Annotated in this window: 19 protein-coding genes; 9 read left to right on the forward strand and 10 right to left on the reverse strand. The window is 66.6% G+C overall.

Going from position 1 to position 15,263, the window contains the following annotated elements:
* The first annotated feature begins 100 nt into the window (after positions 1–100).
* On the forward strand, positions 101–1,708 hold the full coding sequence (locus RI032_RS06850) for an ATP-binding cassette domain-containing protein (protein WP_322548036.1): 1,608 nt from the start codon (positions 101–103) through the stop codon (positions 1,706–1,708).
* 184 nt (positions 1,709–1,892) lie between these two features.
* Here the strand turns inward: RI032_RS06850 and RI032_RS06855 are convergent, their stop codons facing one another.
* Positions 1,893–3,218, reverse strand: a complete 1,326-nt coding sequence (locus RI032_RS06855) for a GTP-binding protein (protein WP_019337975.1) — start codon at positions 3,216–3,218, stop codon at positions 1,893–1,895.
* A 69-nt stretch (positions 3,219–3,287) separates the two neighbouring features.
* Here RI032_RS06855 and RI032_RS06860 point away from each other — a divergent pair, with 69 nt between their 5' ends.
* Positions 3,288–3,662, forward strand: a complete 375-nt coding sequence (locus RI032_RS06860) for a MerC domain-containing protein (protein WP_010484159.1) — start codon at positions 3,288–3,290, stop codon at positions 3,660–3,662.
* Positions 3,663–3,757: 95 nt separating this feature from the next.
* On the opposite strand, the gene RI032_RS06865 is transcribed toward RI032_RS06860, so the two are convergent.
* On the reverse strand, positions 3,758–4,042 hold the full coding sequence (locus tag RI032_RS06865) for a metal-sensing transcriptional repressor (protein WP_010484160.1): 285 nt from the start codon (positions 4,040–4,042) through the stop codon (positions 3,758–3,760).
* 53 nt (positions 4,043–4,095) lie between these two features.
* Between RI032_RS06865 and dmeF the strand changes: the two genes are divergently transcribed.
* Positions 4,096–5,067: a CDF family Co(II)/Ni(II) efflux transporter DmeF gene (dmeF, locus tag RI032_RS06870; RefSeq protein WP_322548037.1), complete on the forward strand. Its 972-nt coding sequence runs from the start codon at positions 4,096–4,098 to the stop codon at positions 5,065–5,067.
* A gap of 123 nt (positions 5,068–5,190) precedes the next feature.
* Here dmeF and RI032_RS06875 read toward each other — a convergent pair whose 3' ends face one another.
* The gene (locus tag RI032_RS06875) at positions 5,191–5,475 is read right to left on the reverse strand and encodes a hypothetical protein (RefSeq protein ID WP_019660881.1); all 285 of its coding nucleotides are present in this window, start codon (positions 5,473–5,475) and stop codon (positions 5,191–5,193) included.
* Positions 5,476–5,565: 90 nt separating this feature from the next.
* Here RI032_RS06875 and RI032_RS06880 point away from each other — a divergent pair, with 90 nt between their 5' ends.
* The 3 genes from RI032_RS06880 (at position 5,566) to RI032_RS06890 (ending at position 7,345) form a co-directional block, all read left to right on the forward strand.
* On the forward strand, positions 5,566–5,982 hold the full coding sequence (locus RI032_RS06880; protein WP_197656781.1) for a hypothetical protein: 417 nt from the start codon (positions 5,566–5,568) through the stop codon (positions 5,980–5,982).
* Between the two features lie 69 nt (positions 5,983–6,051).
* Entirely contained in the window at positions 6,052–6,375 is a 324-nt protein-coding gene (locus tag RI032_RS06885; RefSeq protein WP_111173667.1) for a hypothetical protein, read from the forward strand.
* A gap of 127 nt (positions 6,376–6,502) precedes the next feature.
* Positions 6,503–7,345, forward strand: a complete 843-nt coding sequence (locus RI032_RS06890; protein WP_260363976.1) for a class I SAM-dependent methyltransferase — start codon at positions 6,503–6,505, stop codon at positions 7,343–7,345.
* A gap of 3 nt (positions 7,346–7,348) precedes the next feature.
* Here RI032_RS06890 and RI032_RS06895 read toward each other — a convergent pair whose 3' ends face one another.
* Both RI032_RS06895 and RI032_RS06900 read right to left on the reverse strand, forming a co-directional pair.
* Entirely contained in the window at positions 7,349–8,317 is a 969-nt protein-coding gene (locus RI032_RS06895) for a polysaccharide deacetylase family protein (RefSeq protein WP_322548038.1), read from the reverse strand.
* A gap of 70 nt (positions 8,318–8,387) precedes the next feature.
* Positions 8,388–9,047 (reverse strand): hypothetical protein, encoded by a 660-nt coding sequence (locus RI032_RS06900; RefSeq protein ID WP_322548039.1) that lies wholly within the window; start codon positions 9,045–9,047, stop codon positions 8,388–8,390.
* Positions 9,048–9,180: 133 nt separating this feature from the next.
* Here RI032_RS06900 and RI032_RS06905 point away from each other — a divergent pair, with 133 nt between their 5' ends.
* Complete coding sequence (locus RI032_RS06905; protein WP_197656777.1) at positions 9,181–9,861, forward strand: hypothetical protein; 681 nt, start codon at positions 9,181–9,183, stop codon at positions 9,859–9,861.
* Between the two features lie 91 nt (positions 9,862–9,952).
* On the opposite strand, the gene RI032_RS06910 is transcribed toward RI032_RS06905, so the two are convergent.
* Positions 9,953–10,126, reverse strand: a complete 174-nt coding sequence (locus tag RI032_RS06910) for a hypothetical protein (protein ID WP_005412082.1) — start codon at positions 10,124–10,126, stop codon at positions 9,953–9,955.
* Between the two features lie 9 nt (positions 10,127–10,135).
* Entirely contained in the window at positions 10,136–10,948 is an 813-nt protein-coding gene (locus RI032_RS06915; protein WP_099560723.1) for an alpha/beta fold hydrolase, read from the reverse strand.
* Between the two features lie 221 nt (positions 10,949–11,169).
* On the opposite strand from RI032_RS06915, the gene RI032_RS06920 reads away from it, so the two are divergent.
* Both RI032_RS06920 and RI032_RS06925 read left to right on the forward strand, forming a co-directional pair.
* Entirely contained in the window at positions 11,170–11,649 is a 480-nt protein-coding gene (locus RI032_RS06920) for a DUF4440 domain-containing protein (protein WP_010484170.1), read from the forward strand.
* Positions 11,650–11,724: 75 nt separating this feature from the next.
* Entirely contained in the window at positions 11,725–12,141 is a 417-nt protein-coding gene (locus RI032_RS06925) for an XVIPCD domain-containing protein (RefSeq protein WP_010484171.1), read from the forward strand.
* 62 nt (positions 12,142–12,203) lie between these two features.
* Here the strand turns inward: RI032_RS06925 and RI032_RS06930 are convergent, their stop codons facing one another.
* The 3 genes from RI032_RS06930 to RI032_RS06940 all read right to left on the reverse strand — a co-directional run bounded on the left by RI032_RS06930 (position 12,204) and on the right by RI032_RS06940 (position 15,174).
* Positions 12,204–13,274: an XVIPCD domain-containing protein gene (locus RI032_RS06930; RefSeq protein WP_322548040.1), complete on the reverse strand. Its 1,071-nt coding sequence runs from the start codon at positions 13,272–13,274 to the stop codon at positions 12,204–12,206.
* A gap of 35 nt (positions 13,275–13,309) precedes the next feature.
* Positions 13,310–13,885, reverse strand: a complete 576-nt coding sequence (locus RI032_RS06935; RefSeq protein ID WP_260363970.1) for a hypothetical protein — start codon at positions 13,883–13,885, stop codon at positions 13,310–13,312.
* A gap of 143 nt (positions 13,886–14,028) precedes the next feature.
* Complete coding sequence (locus RI032_RS06940) at positions 14,029–15,174, reverse strand: YncE family protein (protein ID WP_322548041.1); 1,146 nt, start codon at positions 15,172–15,174, stop codon at positions 14,029–14,031.
* Between the last annotated feature and the right edge of the window lie 89 nt (positions 15,175–15,263).

Genomic DNA, 15,263 nt, shown 5'->3' on the forward strand with positions numbered 1-15,263 from the left:
TCGCGACCAATGCGCCATTGATGCCGCCGTCTTCCCACTAGACGGCCTGACTCTTCCCGCCCCTGCGCGCAGGGGAGAACCCGGCATCCATGGAGGTCGCATGACCCCGCATTCCCTCACGCTCGATCGCGTGTCGTATCGATTGGCCGACGGCCGCTCGCTGTTTTCCGATCTGACGTTTTCCTTCGAACCGGTCGCCACCGGCCTCGTCGGTGCCAATGGCGCCGGCAAGAGCGTGCTCGCACGCCTGCTGGCCGGCCGGCTGCTGCCCGACAATGGCCAGGTTCGCGGCAGTGCCCGCGTGTTCCTGTTGCCGACGCCCGGCTATCCACCCGCCGGCACGGTCGGTGAACTGGCCGGTGTCGGCGCGGAACTGGCCGCACTGCAACGCATCGAAGCCGGCAGCGTGGACGAGGCCGACTTCGCCCGCGTCGGCGACCGCTGGGATCTGCGCGAACGCCTGCAGCAGCAATGGCGTACGCTGCAGCTACCCGACGACCTCGATCCGGCCCAGCCGGCCGCGCGCCTCAGTGGTGGCCAGGCCATGCAGGTGGCGCTGTCCGGTGCCTGGGCCAGCGGTGCCGACTGGCTGATCCTGGACGAACCCAGCAACCACCTCGACGCACGCCATCGCCAACAGTTGTATGAACAGTTGCAGCAGTGGCGCGGCGGCCTGCTGGCGATCAGCCATGATCGCGAACTGCTGGCGCACATGCAGCAGATCGTCGAGCTCGATGCGCGCGGGCTGCATCGCTATGGCGGACCGTGGCAGCACTACGCCGACGCGCGCGCCGCCGAACGTGAAGCCGCCGCCGCCCAGCTTGACCATGCACGTGCACAGCACCGGCAGCAGCAACGCAGCGCGCGCGAACAACACGAACGCCAGCAGCAGCGCCAGGCACGTGGCAACCGTGATGCGAAGCAGGCCAACCAGGCCCCGATCCTGCTCGGCCGGCAGAAGCAGCGCGCCGAGGCCAGCCACGGCCGCGCACAGCAGGTGCAGGCCGAGCGCCTGCAGGCCAGCGCAGAGCAGCTGCGCGCAGCTGCATCCGCGGTGCATGCGGCGCCGGAACTGGCGCTGTTTGCCGGTGCGGGCGAGCGTGGCAGCGCGCGTCTGCTGGAGGCCGAGGCGCTGGTGCTGCCACATGGCTGCAGCGCCCCGCTGCAGCTGGAGATCCGCCGGGGGCAGCGCATCGCCGTGGTCGGTGACAACGGCAGCGGCAAATCGACCCTGCTGCGTGTGTTGGCCGGCCAGCTGCCTGCATACAGTGGCACCGTGCAACGGCATGCACCACTGGCCCTGCTCGACCAGCAGTTGCTGGGGCTGTCCGGCGCGCGCAGCATCCTTGACACCGTGCAGGCCGCCAACCCGCGCGCGGACCCAGGCGAGCTGCGCACGCGGCTGGCCCTGCTCGGGCTGGATGCACAGCGCATCCAGCGGGCGGCCCACAGCCTCAGTGATGGCGAGCGGGTGAAGGGTGCGCTGGCCAGCGTGCTGTATGCCGATCCCGCGCCCCAACTGTTGCTGCTGGACGAACCCGGTAATGCGCTGGATCTGAGCGCATTGCAGGCGCTGGAGGAACTGCTTGCGGCGTGGCCGGGCGCGCTGGTGATGGTCAGCCACGACCGGCACCTGCTGCAGGCATTGCGACCGACGCACGTGCTGCAGGTGAGCACTGGGGGTTGGCAGTGGCGTGACGCCTTGTAGATCCACGCCATGCGTGGATTCGATTCTGTAGAGCCGAGCCCACGCTCGGCTGCAATTGCAGTAGATCCACGCCATGCGCGGATGGAATGATCCGCCAGCCGAGCGTGGGCTCGGCTCTACAAGGCGGGCAAAGGCCGGTTGAACCGCCATCCACGCATGGCGTGGATCTACAGGAGCCGTTAGCTCAGCGCTTCCACACCGGGAATGCCTGCGGCATCTGCTGCCACAGCAGCGGTCCCGCACGCAGCTCCTGTTCGTTGAGCAGGCAGGCATCCAGCTCTGCGCGCACGGCGCGCTCGTCCATGTGCACGCCAATCACCACCAGTTCCTGGCGCCGATCGCCCCACAACGGGTGCCACAGGCGCTGCATTGCCGAATGCGCGGCCGCGTCCGGAAACTCCTCCGGTCCCGGCAACGGCGCGCTCCAGCAGTCGGCCTGCTGGCGCGCCCATCCGAGGTCGCTGTACGGCAGCGGTGTCGGCGGCAACAGCGGTGTGGTGTCCTCGATGCCCGCACGCACGCGATCGCGCGCGGCGTACCAGAAGCCCGCCGCCTGCGTCCGCGTCGCGGCACCCACGGTGTTCAGCTCGCCCACCCAGTCCATGCGGTTGGCCAGCCAGAACCAGCCCTTGCTGCGGATCACGCCAGGCATGCCCGACTGCAGCGCGCGGGCGAATCGCGCGGGATGGAACGGACGCCGCGAGCGGTAGACGAAGCTACCGATGCCGTACTCCTCGGTTTCCGGTGTGTGCTCGCCCCGCAGTTCCTTCACCCAGCCCGGCGCACGTTGCGCACGCTCCATGTCGAAGCGCCCGGTATCCAGCAGCTCGGCCAGCGGCACATTGCCGAAGCTGGACAGCAGCAGCTTCGCGTCGCGGTTCAGGCCACGCAGCACGGCCAGCGTGTCCTGCAGCACTTCGTCATCCACCTGGTCCACCTTGCTGACCACGATCACGTCGGCAAACTCCACCTGCTCGCACAGCAGGTCAACCACGCCGCGATCGTCCTCCGGGCCGGCCTGCTGGCCGCGCTCGGCCAGTCGCGACGTCGAGCCGAAGTCGGCAAGGAACGCGCTGCCGTCGACCACTGTCACCATCGTGTCCAGCCGCGCGATGTCACTCAGGCTGAAGCCGTGCTCGTCGCGCACCGCGAAAGTGGCCGCCACCGGCATCGGCTCGCCGATGCCCGTCGATTCGATCAGCAGATAGTCATAGCGGCCCGCATCGGCCAGGCGCCGCACTTCCTGCAGCAGGTCATCGCGCAGCGTGCAGCAGATGCAGCCGTTGCTGAACTCCACCAGCGTCTCTTCGGTGCGGCGCAGTTCGGCACCGCCTTCGCGCACCAGCTGCGCGTCGATGTTGACCTCGCTCATGTCGTTGACGATGACCGCCACGCGCAGGCCCTCGCGGTTGCGCAGGATCTGGTTGAGCAGGGTGGTCTTGCCGGCCCCCAGGAAGCCGGACAGCACGGTGACCGGAAGGCGACGGTCGGCGCGGGAAACAGTGTTCATGTCGGAGCGGGTTGGCTGCGGAACGGAAATGTTACTGTATAACAATTGTTGCGCAAGGAACCTCCCCCGATGAAGTCGCCTTCTGCCGCCCTGCTCGATGCCGGCGCGGTCGCCCTGTCCAGCCTGTGCCTGCTGCACTGCCTGGCGCTGCCCCTGCTGGCCGCCGCGCTCCCCCTGTTCGGCACCTGGGCCGAAGCGGAATGGGTGCATCTGCTGTTCGTGGCCATCGCCCTGCCGCTGACCGGCTACGCGCTGTGGCGGGCCGAGCGCCGTCACCCGCTGCCGGTGCTGGCCTGGGCCACCGCCGGCGCCGGTCTGGGCCTGTTGCTGGCCGGCGCGCTGGCGCTGCCCTCGCATGACTGGGAAACGCCGATGACCGTCACCGGCAGCCTGCTGCTGGCCGCCACGCACATCTGGAACGCACGGCACCGGCACGCGGGGTAGAGTCGACTGTTAGTCGACTCGCGCGCGAAGCGCGGGATCTCATGCCGCCTGGGCGAAGAGCAGTCGACTAACAGTCGACTCTACCGCCCCTCGGCCTATTTGCCGTAGCGGCGCAGCAGCTCGACCAGCACCGCGGCCTCGTCCGCCCGCTGCTGCGGGTCGTCGGCAGCCACCACATGTTCCTGCAGGTGCTCGTGTAGCAGCTCCATCAACAGGCTGTGGGCTGCACCGCGCACGGCGGCGACCTGCACCAGCACGTCCGCGCAGTCGCCCGCCTCGCCCTCGGGCTTGTCCAGCGCCTGCTCCAACGCCGCCACCTGACCCGCGATACGGCGCACCCGGGTCAGCAGCTGCTTTCGATTCTTGTGTACATGGGCCATGACTGGATCATATACCCTATGGGGGTATCCACTCCACCCCCCTTGGTCCCCCCATGCACCTGGACGCCCTCGCCGCCGCCCGCCGCCACGAACACCGCTTCGACGACGGCAATCCGCTGGCCGAACGCAATACCCGCCGCGCCCTGTGGCTCACCGTTGGCATGATGCTGGTGGAGATCATCGGCGGCTGGTGGTTCAACTCCATGGCCGTGCTCGCCGATGGCTGGCACATGAGTTCGCACGCGCTGGCGCTGGGCCTGGCGGTGTTCGCCTACCGCTGCGCGCGCCGCTACGCGCACGACCCGCGCTTCGCCTTCGGCACCTGGAAGATCGAGATCCTGGCCGGCTACACCAGCGCCATCGCCCTGCTCGGCGTCGCCGCGCTGATGGCCGTGCAGTCACTGCAGCGGCTGTGGGTACCGGCGCCGATCCACTACAACGAAGCCATCGCCATCGCTGCGGTAGGCCTGGGCGTGAACCTGCTCTGCGCATGGTGGCTGCACGACAGCCCGGGCCACGCGCATCACCACCACGGGCATGACCATGGCCATCATCACGGGCATGACCACGAACACCACGATCACGGCCATGCGCACGGTCACGACCTCAATCTGCGCTCGGCCTACGTGCACGTGCTGGCCGACGCCGCCACCTCGGTGCTGGCCATCGTCGCCCTGCTCGGCGGCAAGCTGCTGGGCCTGACCTGGCTGGACCCGGTGATGGGGCTGGTCGGCGCCGCGCTGGTCACGGTGTGGGCTGTAGGCCTGCTACGCGACAGCGGCCGCATCCTGCTCGACGCGCAGATGGACGCACCGGTGGTGGCCGAAGTTCGCGAAGTGATCGAACAGGGCCCCTGGCCGGCGCGCCTGGCCGACCTGCACGTCTGGCAGGTCGGCCGCGGCAAGTACGCGGTCAGTGCCAGCGTGGTCACCAGCGACGCAGGTCTGGATGCCGATACCGTGCGCAACGCGCTGGCGATCCATGAGGAGCTGGTGCATGTAACGGTGGAGATCCACCGTGGCTGATCCTGCGCGACCGCGGTCGAATCTGTAGAGCCGAACCCATGCTCGGCTTGCCGTTGCCTTTGCAGCGCCGAGTCATGCTCGGCTGTCGCAGGACATCAGCCGAGCACGGGCTCGGCTCTACAGTCAGAGCTTCAGCATCATCCGCAGCAGGTACATCAGCAGCGGTAGCGCACTCAGCACCGCACCACCGATGCCGATCCACGGCCAACGCTCACCGCGCACGCGCGAAGCCACCGCCAGACCGCCGCCCACCAGTGCCGCACCCAGCACGCCCACGCCCAGCCCGGCGGCCATGCCATTGCCGCCTGCGGCCACCGCCGCCTGCGCAGCCAACGTGCCCGCGCCCCAACCCACAGCGATCCCCAGCCAACTGGCCATGCCGCACCACGGTGCCTTGCCCTGCGCCATCCGAAAACCCCTGTGTTCTTGCCGAATTTCTGTACGGGCGACGCCCGAGTGCTGCCTACACTAGCCGCACCTGCCCCGTCGGGACATCCCATGCGCACGCTCCGCCTGCTGCTGCCCGGTGCCCTCCTGCTGCTCACCGCCTGCGGTGGCGACGCCGGGCTTCCGTTCTCCGCTGATCCGCTGCAGGGCTGTTTCGCCACCAGCGCGCGCAAGCAGGCCGATTTCCGCATCGAACGGGAAGGCGGCCAGTACTTCGTCTCCTTCAGCCGCGGCGACCAGTGGCAGCGCGAGCCGAATGCCCTGCACAAGGCCACCCGCAGCGAGATCAGCCGCTACTTCCGCGATGACGCCGAGCAGATCGACAGCGCGCTGATCCGCATGGCCGGCGGCTTCGGCATCTTCCACTTCAACAAGGACGCGACATTGAAGGGCAAGGCCAGTGATAGTGACTACATGGCGCTGATGCTGATCGGTGCTGGGCCGGTGTATGCGGTGAAGTGCCCGTAAGACGCAATGATTCTGATGGCGACTCAGGGCACTATGGGCGCATCCTGTCTTCTTTGAGGAGCGATGCCAATGCTGCTGTTTCTGCTGCTTGCGGTAAGCGCGCCGAAGACCCAGGGTGCCTATGACGAAGTCCGGCAGCTGCCCGATGGCCAGACCCTGATCATGCGCACCCTGGACTGGGATCTCGGTGATGGCCGCCACGAGCGCGTTACCGTTCACTGGCTGCTGCAGGAAGACGGCCGCCTGCGCTACGACTTTGATCGGCAGCCACCGGAAACCCAGGACGTCCATCGTCGGTCGTGCGCGCTGCAGGGCATGCAGCCATCACGTGGCGTCAACATGATTTCAGGAGAAGGAGCCACGCACGGCTTCAGCTGCACCCGCCAGCGGTAGCGCCGAGCCCACGCTCGGCTTCTTCCGTCTGCATCCACGCATGGCGTGGATCTACTGCAGCAGCCACGCGTGGCCCCGGCAACAGCTGCGGTACCATGCCCTCCCCCGAACCGCCCCGGTACCCGCCGTGCCCCATTACACCGGCCCCCTGCTGACCCGCGACAGCGCCGACACCCTGCACCGTGCCCATGACAAGGGCGCTGCCGAATGGCAGGGCTCGCTCGACCTCGGCCGCAGCGAGGACAGCGTGGCGCTGGATGCCGACGGCTTCCGCTTCCGTGGCCAGCCCTACCCGTGGCCGGGCAAGCTGAAGGACCGCACGCTGTACTACTGGGATGGCGAGGACTTCGCGCCGATCTCGCGCTACAGCGGCTCGCTGATCAAGCTGGTGCCGACCGAATGGGGCGCACCGACCTTCGAGATCGACGGCATCAAGATGCTGCCGACCTCCAAGCTGTCACCGTTCGAGGATGCACGGCGCAAGGTCGAGCTGGTCGCCCCGGCCGGCAAGGTCATCCTCGACACCTGCGGCGGCCTGGGCTACTTCGCCGCCTGCGCGCTGGAGGCCGGTGTCGGCCAGATCCGTTCGTTCGAGAAGAATGCCGACGTGATGTGGCTGCGCACGCTCAACCCGTGGTCGCCGGATCCGGACTCGGTCGCCGCCGGCGGCCGCCTGCAGTTCAGCCACGGCGATGTCTCGCAGCAGATCGAACAGGTGGCCAGCAACAGTGTCGACGCGATCCTGCACGACCCGCCGCGCTTTGGCATCGCCGGCGAGTTGTACTCGCAGGTGTTCTACGACCACCTCGCCCGCGTCATCCGCAAGGGCGGCCGGCTGTTCCATTACACCGGCGCGCCGAACAAGCTGACCAGCGGTCGCGATGTGCCGCGCGAAGTGGCCAAGCGCCTGGAAAAGGCTGGCTTCAAGGCCGAGCTGGCGCTTGACGGCGTGCTGGCCGTCAAGCGCTGAGCTTCATTCCGAGTCCACTTTCGCCAGCTTCATCACCCACGCCGGCACCTCGGGTTCACCGGCGTAGAACTCCTTCGGTTTCTTCTCCGCCATCGCCCAGCGGTGCAGCCAGCTCGGGCCGTAGCGGCCGCTGTAGCCTTCGGCACCACGTGCATAGGCCGGGTCACGCATCGCCTCATCCAGTGAGATGAAGCGATAACCGCGGCGCTTCGTCGCCGCCACCAGTTCGGCGAATGTGGCTGCATTGAGTTCGTTGGCGTGCATCAGCCAGACCTGTGGCAGCGCGTAGCCCAGCAGTGCCTGCGACTGCTTCTCGTAGTAGTCCAGCTTGTTCAGCATGTACGGCACATAGCCCTTGCGCAGCTGCGCCAGCGTGGCCTCACGCGCCGGGGAATCCGGCTGCTCGTTCATTACGTTGGCATAGGCGAACGCCCACACCCACTCGCCGTTGTCGACCGTCACCGGTGCCACGCGGTAGCCATGCTGCTTGAAGAACACGTCCATCTCCGCGCGTTCTCCCGGCGTGCGCCCTGCACGCAGATAGGGGTGACGCATCCACTGCGGCTTCAGTCCGTGCTCGGCCAGCAGCGGCCGCAGCACCGTCTCACCGTGCAGGAAATCCTGCTGGAACGCAGGTACGCCCTTGGCGTTCAGATCCATGTGCGAGTAGGTGTGGTTGCCCAGCGCATAACCGGCGTCCAGCCAGTCGCGCAGCATCTGCACCCGCGCCGGCTGCACCTGCCCGTCGATCTCAAGCTTGTTCCCGTTGACGAAGCCGACCGCCGGCACGTCTGCCTGATGCAGCTGCGCCATCAGCGCTTCATGCCGCGACTGCAGGTCCAGCGGAACGATCTCGTCCAACCGCGCCCAGGGCAGGTCGTCGATGGTCACCGCAATCCGGCGATCCACTTCAGCGGCGTGCACCGCCAACGAACACAGCAGCAATGGCACAGCACGCAGCAACCAACGCATCAGCACATCCTTGCAGGAGCGAAGTGCTGACTTTAGCGCGATTGCAGGCGCGTGGCCGGTCAAACGCCCACTATGGGCTGGGCGACTGCGCCTGGCGCTCGCGCACGATCGCCCGCCACAGCATGAATCCCGCGGCCATCACCATCAGCATCAACGCGACCAGCACCAGGGCAAGGTCATCGGGATTGCGCAGCAGCGGTGCGTGCTCGCGGGTGAGGATGCCGAACACCACCTGTTGCGCCTGTGCCAGCGGCAGCCGGCCCTGCTCGCCCAGTTCCACCAGGCACGCCGCTGGGGACAGTTTGGCTACGCTGATCCACGCCATGTCGTACAGATGCAATGCCCTGACGGCCAGCGCCAGGATCGCGGCGTGCAGCGCCATCAACCCCCAGTTGGCGCGTCGCAGTCGTTCCGACAGGCGACCCAGGCGGTAGACGCTGATCGACATCGCGCCCAGCAACGCCAGTGCCACGCCTGCCATCGGAATCCACTGCAACGGTTGCCATGGTGCAAGCGCAGTGGACCGCGCCAGCAGCTGTTCGGCCACCTGCATGCGCGCGACCGGGTCAGGTCCACCGCATGCGTCATCCACCGGCTCCAGCAGCAGTCCCACGCGGTAGTGGAAGAAGCCGGCTGCAAGCGCTACCGCCAGCAGCGCCACCACCTGCAGTGCCAGCAGGATCGGGCCAGGACCACAGATACGACAGAAGCGGGTAGCGGCAGAGACCATCGGTTCATCCGTGACAACAAAGGACCATCCTAACCAAGCGCCCTGTGCTTGTCGGCTGGCGGATACGACAACCGTCGCGTGGTCCCGGTAGGATGTGGATGAGCATGGATGGTCGTACGTAGAGGTGTTGTGGATGGTCACGCTGTATCTGTGGGTGAGAACGCTGCTTCCGCTGCTGGCATTCGTGATCGCGTGGATGCTGCTGTCGCGCCTGATCAAGGCCCGCGTAGCGCGCCTTCCACGGGTTCCCTTGAACCTGCCCGAGCACAGCACCAGCCCGCGCCGGAAGGACCGGCGCATCTACGCGCGCAAACTGCGGCGCAGACCGGGCCTGCGCACCGCAACGCGCCCGGCCACCGCGCCGCGCAGCTGGAACCTCGCGGCCGTGTTCGTCTCGTTCTCCGCATTGATCGCCACCGTGCTGGTCATGCCGGATGGCGCGCGCTTCCAGGTGATGGTCGAGAGCCTCACTGGCTACCCGGCCACGATTGCAGAAGTACAGGTTCCCGCTGCCGGGCAGCCTCTCGTGCTGCAGGCGTGGCAGCCCGCACTGGCGCAGCTGTCGCGGCCGGTAGCGATGCGCTACCCGATCGGGCGCACCGGCGGCGAGCACGACGCGCACGCCACGCTTCCGGTGCAGGTGAGGCATCAGGGTGATCGGCTGCAGGTGGCTGCGGCCTTGCCGGTGGATACCAATGTGCTGCGTGCAGAGCTTGCGCGCTTGGCGGGGCTGCCGGTTGAGGCCATCACCGTCCGCCAGAACAAGATCGCGCCCTGGCTGGAATCCGGCTGGAAGCCGCTGGCCAACCTGTAGAGCCGAGCCCACGCTCGGCTGCTTTTGCAGTAGATCCACGCCATGCGTGGATGGATGCAGAGCGGAGTCGAGCATGGCTCAACTCTACAGATCACGATCCGCGCGGCAGCTTCGCGGCCCACATGTTGTCCACCAGATTCGGATAACGTCGCCCATTCTCTTCGGCACGCTGCCGCGCCGCCTCTTTCTGCGCAGGTGACAGCGGCTGCGAGGTCTGGCCCTTGGGGTTGGGCTTCTTCCACGGGGGCGTCTTGGTCTGGCGCATGGCCGCAGCTTACCGCTTCAGGAAGTTCAGCAGCGCAAGATTGAAGTGGTCCGCATGGCTGGTATTGCACCCATGTGGTGCGCCTTCCAGGATCACCACTTCGCTACCTGCGATCGCCCGGTGCGTGCGCTGGCCAGAACCTTCAAACGGCACGATCGCGTCGCTGTCACCATGCAGAATCAGTGTTGGCACGGTGATCTTCTTCAGATCGTCGCGAAAGTCGGTGGTCGCGAACGCGTGCATGCAACCCAGCGCCGCCGTCTGATCGGATTGATGGCACAGCGCGATGGCCGCCTGACGCGTCTCTTCGGTCACCATCAGCTGGCCATTGGCGCTGAAGAAATCGCGGGTGAAGCCATCGAAGAACGCCTCGCGATCTTTCTCCAGACCACTGCGCATTTCGTCAGCCTTGTCCTGGGTCAGCGGGCCTTCCGGGTTGTCGTCGCTGCGTAGCAGGAACGGCGGCACCGCTGCTGCAAACACCACACTGTGCAGGCGTTCCTGGCCATGGTTGGCCACGTAACGCGCTACCTCGCCACCGCCCATCGAGAAGCCGACCAAGGTGACGTCGCGCAGGTCACGTTCCTCGATCACCCCGGCCAGATCCGCCGCCAGCGTGTCGTAGTCGTAACCTTCTGCCGGCTTGTCAGAACGGCCGAAGCCACGCCGGTCGTAGCTGATCACCCGGTGCTGCGCGTCGCGCAGGATCGACACCTGCGTCTTCCAGGCATCGGCGGACAGCGGCCAACCGTGAATCAGAATGACCGGGCGGCCATCGCCACCGGTGTCTTCAACGTGCAGGCGGACGCGGGAAGCAGGCATGGGAGCTCCTGTGGAAGGGGAGGCTTTCAGGCTATGGGCCGGCCCCTATCGCGACCGTGATGGAATCGCCGGCCGCCATGACACCGCCTGCACAAGGGACGCCCCCTGGCCAATCCATAGATGCGGGCATTCACTCCCTGGAAATCCCGTTTCGTCGCAGCGCGGCTGCGGCCCTCGGAGCACCGTGCGAGCCTGCATGAATCCCGCCCTGGAGCCTCGCCATGCTGCTGCTCACCCTGCCCCTGCTGGCCGCCGGCCTCGCCGCCGCACCCGCGCCCTCCGATGACCTGCGCGAGCAGATCCACCAGGCCGACGCGCAGCTGTTCGCCGCTGCGTTCGACGACTGCGACGCTGACAAGGCGGCAGCCATGACCACTGAAGACATGGAGTTCTTCCATGACAAGGCGGGCAAGTCCGCCAGCAAGCGCGACGACTTCCGCCGCAGCGTGGCCGCCCTATGCGAGAGCACGCGCGTCAACCACACCCACCTGCGCCGCGAGCTGGTGGAAAGCTCGCTGCAGGTGTTTCCGCTGCACGATGACCGCGCCCTGGAGATCGGCGACCACCGCTTCCACGAGCGCGATGCAAACGGCATCGAGCACTGGACCGGCCAGGCCCGTTTCATCCAGGTCTGGCGCCGCGTGGACGGGCGCTGGCTGGCCGAGCGGGTGATCAGCTACGACCATCGGCCGGCGGACTGATCGCCGCGATGCGGTGGTTCACGGACCGGTTCTATACTGCCCAGGTCCGTCACGACTACCGCTGCAGATCGCCCCATGGCAGAGATCACCCCCAACCATCCCGAGTACGGCCTCAACCAGCAGATCCGTCAGGGCGTGGCTGCCCTGGACGCGCAGCATGGCCGTCCGTTCGACCAGACCAGCGAGCGTCTGACCGCCAGCCTGACCGTGCTGGCCCGCGAGCAGGGCCTGCAGCAGGTCGACCACGTGCTGGTCAGCAACGCCACGGCCAACCAGCCGGCGGGACACAACATCTTCGTGGTACAGGGCGACCCGGCCAATCCGGCGCACCTGCGGGCGATGATGCCGACCGCAGTGGCCGCGCAGACGCCGGTGGAGCAGTCGATGCAGAAGCTCGGCATTGCCCCGCAGCAGCCGGCCATGGGGCAGCTGCCCGAACAGCAGGCCCGTGAGCAGGAACAACAGCAGAACCCAGCACACCGCCTGGGCTGAGCCGCCTCCAGCGTTACCGGCGGCCCACCGCGAGAACGTCGGCTCGCCGTACGCTTGCCGCCCTAGGCCATACGCGGCCCGGACTGCTCCTGCACCTGGCGCTGCTGCAGCTCATCCTGCGTACGCGCCTGCCCAGACTGCGACAGCTGCTCAGCGCGCTCGAAGGAGGTTTCTGCCGGTGTCTGCGCGGCCACCGCCGTTGGCATGCTGGCCCGCAACTGTGCCGGGTCGTTGCGCTCTCCCTGGACGATGAAGATGCTCTGCGCCACATCGGCCTGCGCGGTGCGATCGCTCAACAGCACATGGTCAACCTGGGTCAGGCCATTGGCCTTGGCCAGCGCGTACAGGCTGGCACTGATGTTCTCGCTGGTGGCATCGAAGGCACGGCCCCGCTCTGCATCGAGCCGGGCCACGCCCTGGTGGATCTGCGAGAGCAGCGGGTCGTTGCTGTGCCGAGCCAGAAGATCACCGCTTCGTTCGCCCATGCCCTCGGCATCACTCAGCATGTGTTGCTTGAGACTGCGCTCCGGCAGGGGATTGGTTTTCCTCTGGTTGAGCTCGCTGTCCGGAAACGGCGGATCAATGCTATCCACACCGTGGATGTTGCGCAGCGGTCGGAATGCATCCTTGCCTGCCCCCTTGATGTCAAGAGGAATGCGAACATCCGGAAGAAGCTGGCCGGCGGGACCACCCAACGCGTTCACGTCGATGCTGCTTTTCCGCTGGATGCCCGCGTGATTCAGCGCTTCCCAAGTGAAGTCCACGCAGTTGTGGCGAACATCCTGATAGTGCTTGCTGAAACCAAATTTCTCCGGGTCCGAGCCGAACTGCTGGAGCTTCCTGTACTGATCTTCGCTGATCTCGAGGGTACGGGTGTAGCGCGGGTCTCTATAGACCGTTGCGTCATCCTCCATGATGGCGCCAGGACCATTCATGCTTCCGTGCTCCTTGGGAGCAAATCCATAGCTCTTCGCAGGCACGCCGGGTGCATGCAGGACGTAGAACATATGTCCTGGGGCGGACGTCTGCGGAACACCCTCAGCGTCGACGGCCTGCTTGTGCGTCCTGGGGTCGATCAGCGGTGTGCCAGGTGCAGCAATAACGATCTCTACGGTATAGCGCGGCTTGTCCATAAGGTGATTCTTTCGTTCCTTCCAATGGTAAGTGATTACTTGCCTGGCGGCCGGGCTGCGTGTACCCGCAACTGAGCCGAGTAATGCTGCAGTTCCGGCGAAGCCTGCGCAGTGCGAACCTGTACGCGATAGCGGGTATCAAGCTCCAGTGGCAGAGCAACCAGGCTCAGCGTGTATTGGCCGTCACTGCCCATGTGCGGCGACGTATACCGCCATTCGCTGGATGCATGCCATTCCGGAAGCTGTTCACCTGCATTGAGCACCCCGGCCTGATAGCTGTCGTAGGTGGGAACATCCTTCCAGGCATCAGTGCCCCATTGCTGCAGGGTCACCTCGAACGGGACCCTTGATGTGCCCACGTCAGGCTCGTCCGGCCTTCGTGTCCCTTGGCGCTGCAACTCCAGCTCCAGCGCATACGTGCGACCCGGCTTGAAGTTGCGGGCATTCGTCTCGAACTCGAACCGCGCCGCCTGGCCAGGCTCGGCAACGATAATTGGCTTGACCAGATCCAGTGGCTCCGGCGCATCCGGTACGCGGCTGCTGCAGGCGCCGAGTGCGCCCGCCAGCGTGAAGACCAGGCCGGCGCGCAGCCAGCGGTGGATACCCAGCATGATTCAGATCCTTTGGCTCCCTGCCATGAGGTTCAACCCTAGCCGCCGGCTGCTGGCGCCGCAACCGGCCAATGAAAAAGGCAGGGTCTTCACCCTGCCTTCTTCACGCGGCTCGCCGCCGGGCGTGCCCCGGCGTCACCCCATTACAGCTGAATCCGTGCCACGCTCTCATCAGCGCCCTTGTCATCATTCTCGCCGTTCTTGATGCTCACGAACAACACGTTGTTCTTCGCATCCAGCGCCAAGCTGTTCGGGTGGGTCGGCACCTTGTAGGTCGCCACCTTCTGGTAGCTGTCACTGTTGTACGCGGTCACCGTACCGGCTTCGCGGTTGGTCACGTACAGGCGCTTGCGCGGTGCATCCAGCAGGATGCCCAGCGGGCCGGCATCGGTCGGGATGCTGGCCAGTTCCTTGCCGGTACTGCGGTCCAGCACCAGCACGCGCTGACCCGGATGCTTGCTGACCAGGCCGCTGCTCTTGGCCTGGTAGCCACGCAGGAATTCCGAGCCCTGGTCGGTCACGAACAGGCGCTTGCCGGCCGGGTCCAGCGCGATGTTCATCGGCTGCTCGGCGGCGATCTTGTGCTGTGCCACCACCGTGTTCGAATCGGTTCCCACCACCACCAGGTCGGCCAGCAGGTTGCTGGTGTAGACGCGCTTGTTGGCCGCATCCAGCGCCAGGCCCGGCGCCTTCGCATTGCCAAGGCCGTCGATGGTGTTGATCACCTTCAGCGTGGTGGTATCGATCACGAACAGCACGCTGCTCACGTCCGGCTGGCTGCTGTGGCCGGTCACGTACAGGCGGTTGGCCGCGCTGTCGACCACCAGCTCGCGCAGGTCGTGGGTGTAGGCGGCCTTGCCGTCCTTGCCGGTCTTCTTCTCCATCAACTGGATGGTGCCGACGGCCTTGTTCTGCGCGGTGTCGACCACCGTCACCGACAGGTCCACGGTGTTGCCCACGTACAGGCGGTTGTGGGCGTCATCCAGCACCACGCCGAACGCCTTGCGCTCCAGCGGGATGCGGGTTTCCACGGCCAGCGTGGCCGGATTCAGGCGCAGCACCTGGGCCGGGCCGGCGTCATCGCCGAAGCCGCCGGAGGAGGCCACGAACACGGCATTCTGCTTCGGGCTGTAGGCCAGCTCGTACAGGCCCTTGGCCACGGCCTGGCGCTGTACGGCGGCGGTGGCACTGGCGGCGGGTGCGTTGTCGGCGAATGCGGAGGGCACGCCGAGGCTGAGCGAAACGGCAACGGCCAGCGCGGCCGAGCGGAAGAGAGGATTACGGAACATGCGAGCGTCCTTGAATGGGCACGGGAAGGTGTCCTGGCTCGCTGGGCCGTACTGCGACGGCCCGCCCCGCATCTGTCTGCGCGGGGTGG

The sequence above is a fragment of the Stenotrophomonas geniculata genome (genome assembly GCF_034508895.1).
GTDB classification, from domain to species: domain Bacteria; phylum Pseudomonadota; class Gammaproteobacteria; order Xanthomonadales; family Xanthomonadaceae; genus Stenotrophomonas; species Stenotrophomonas geniculata.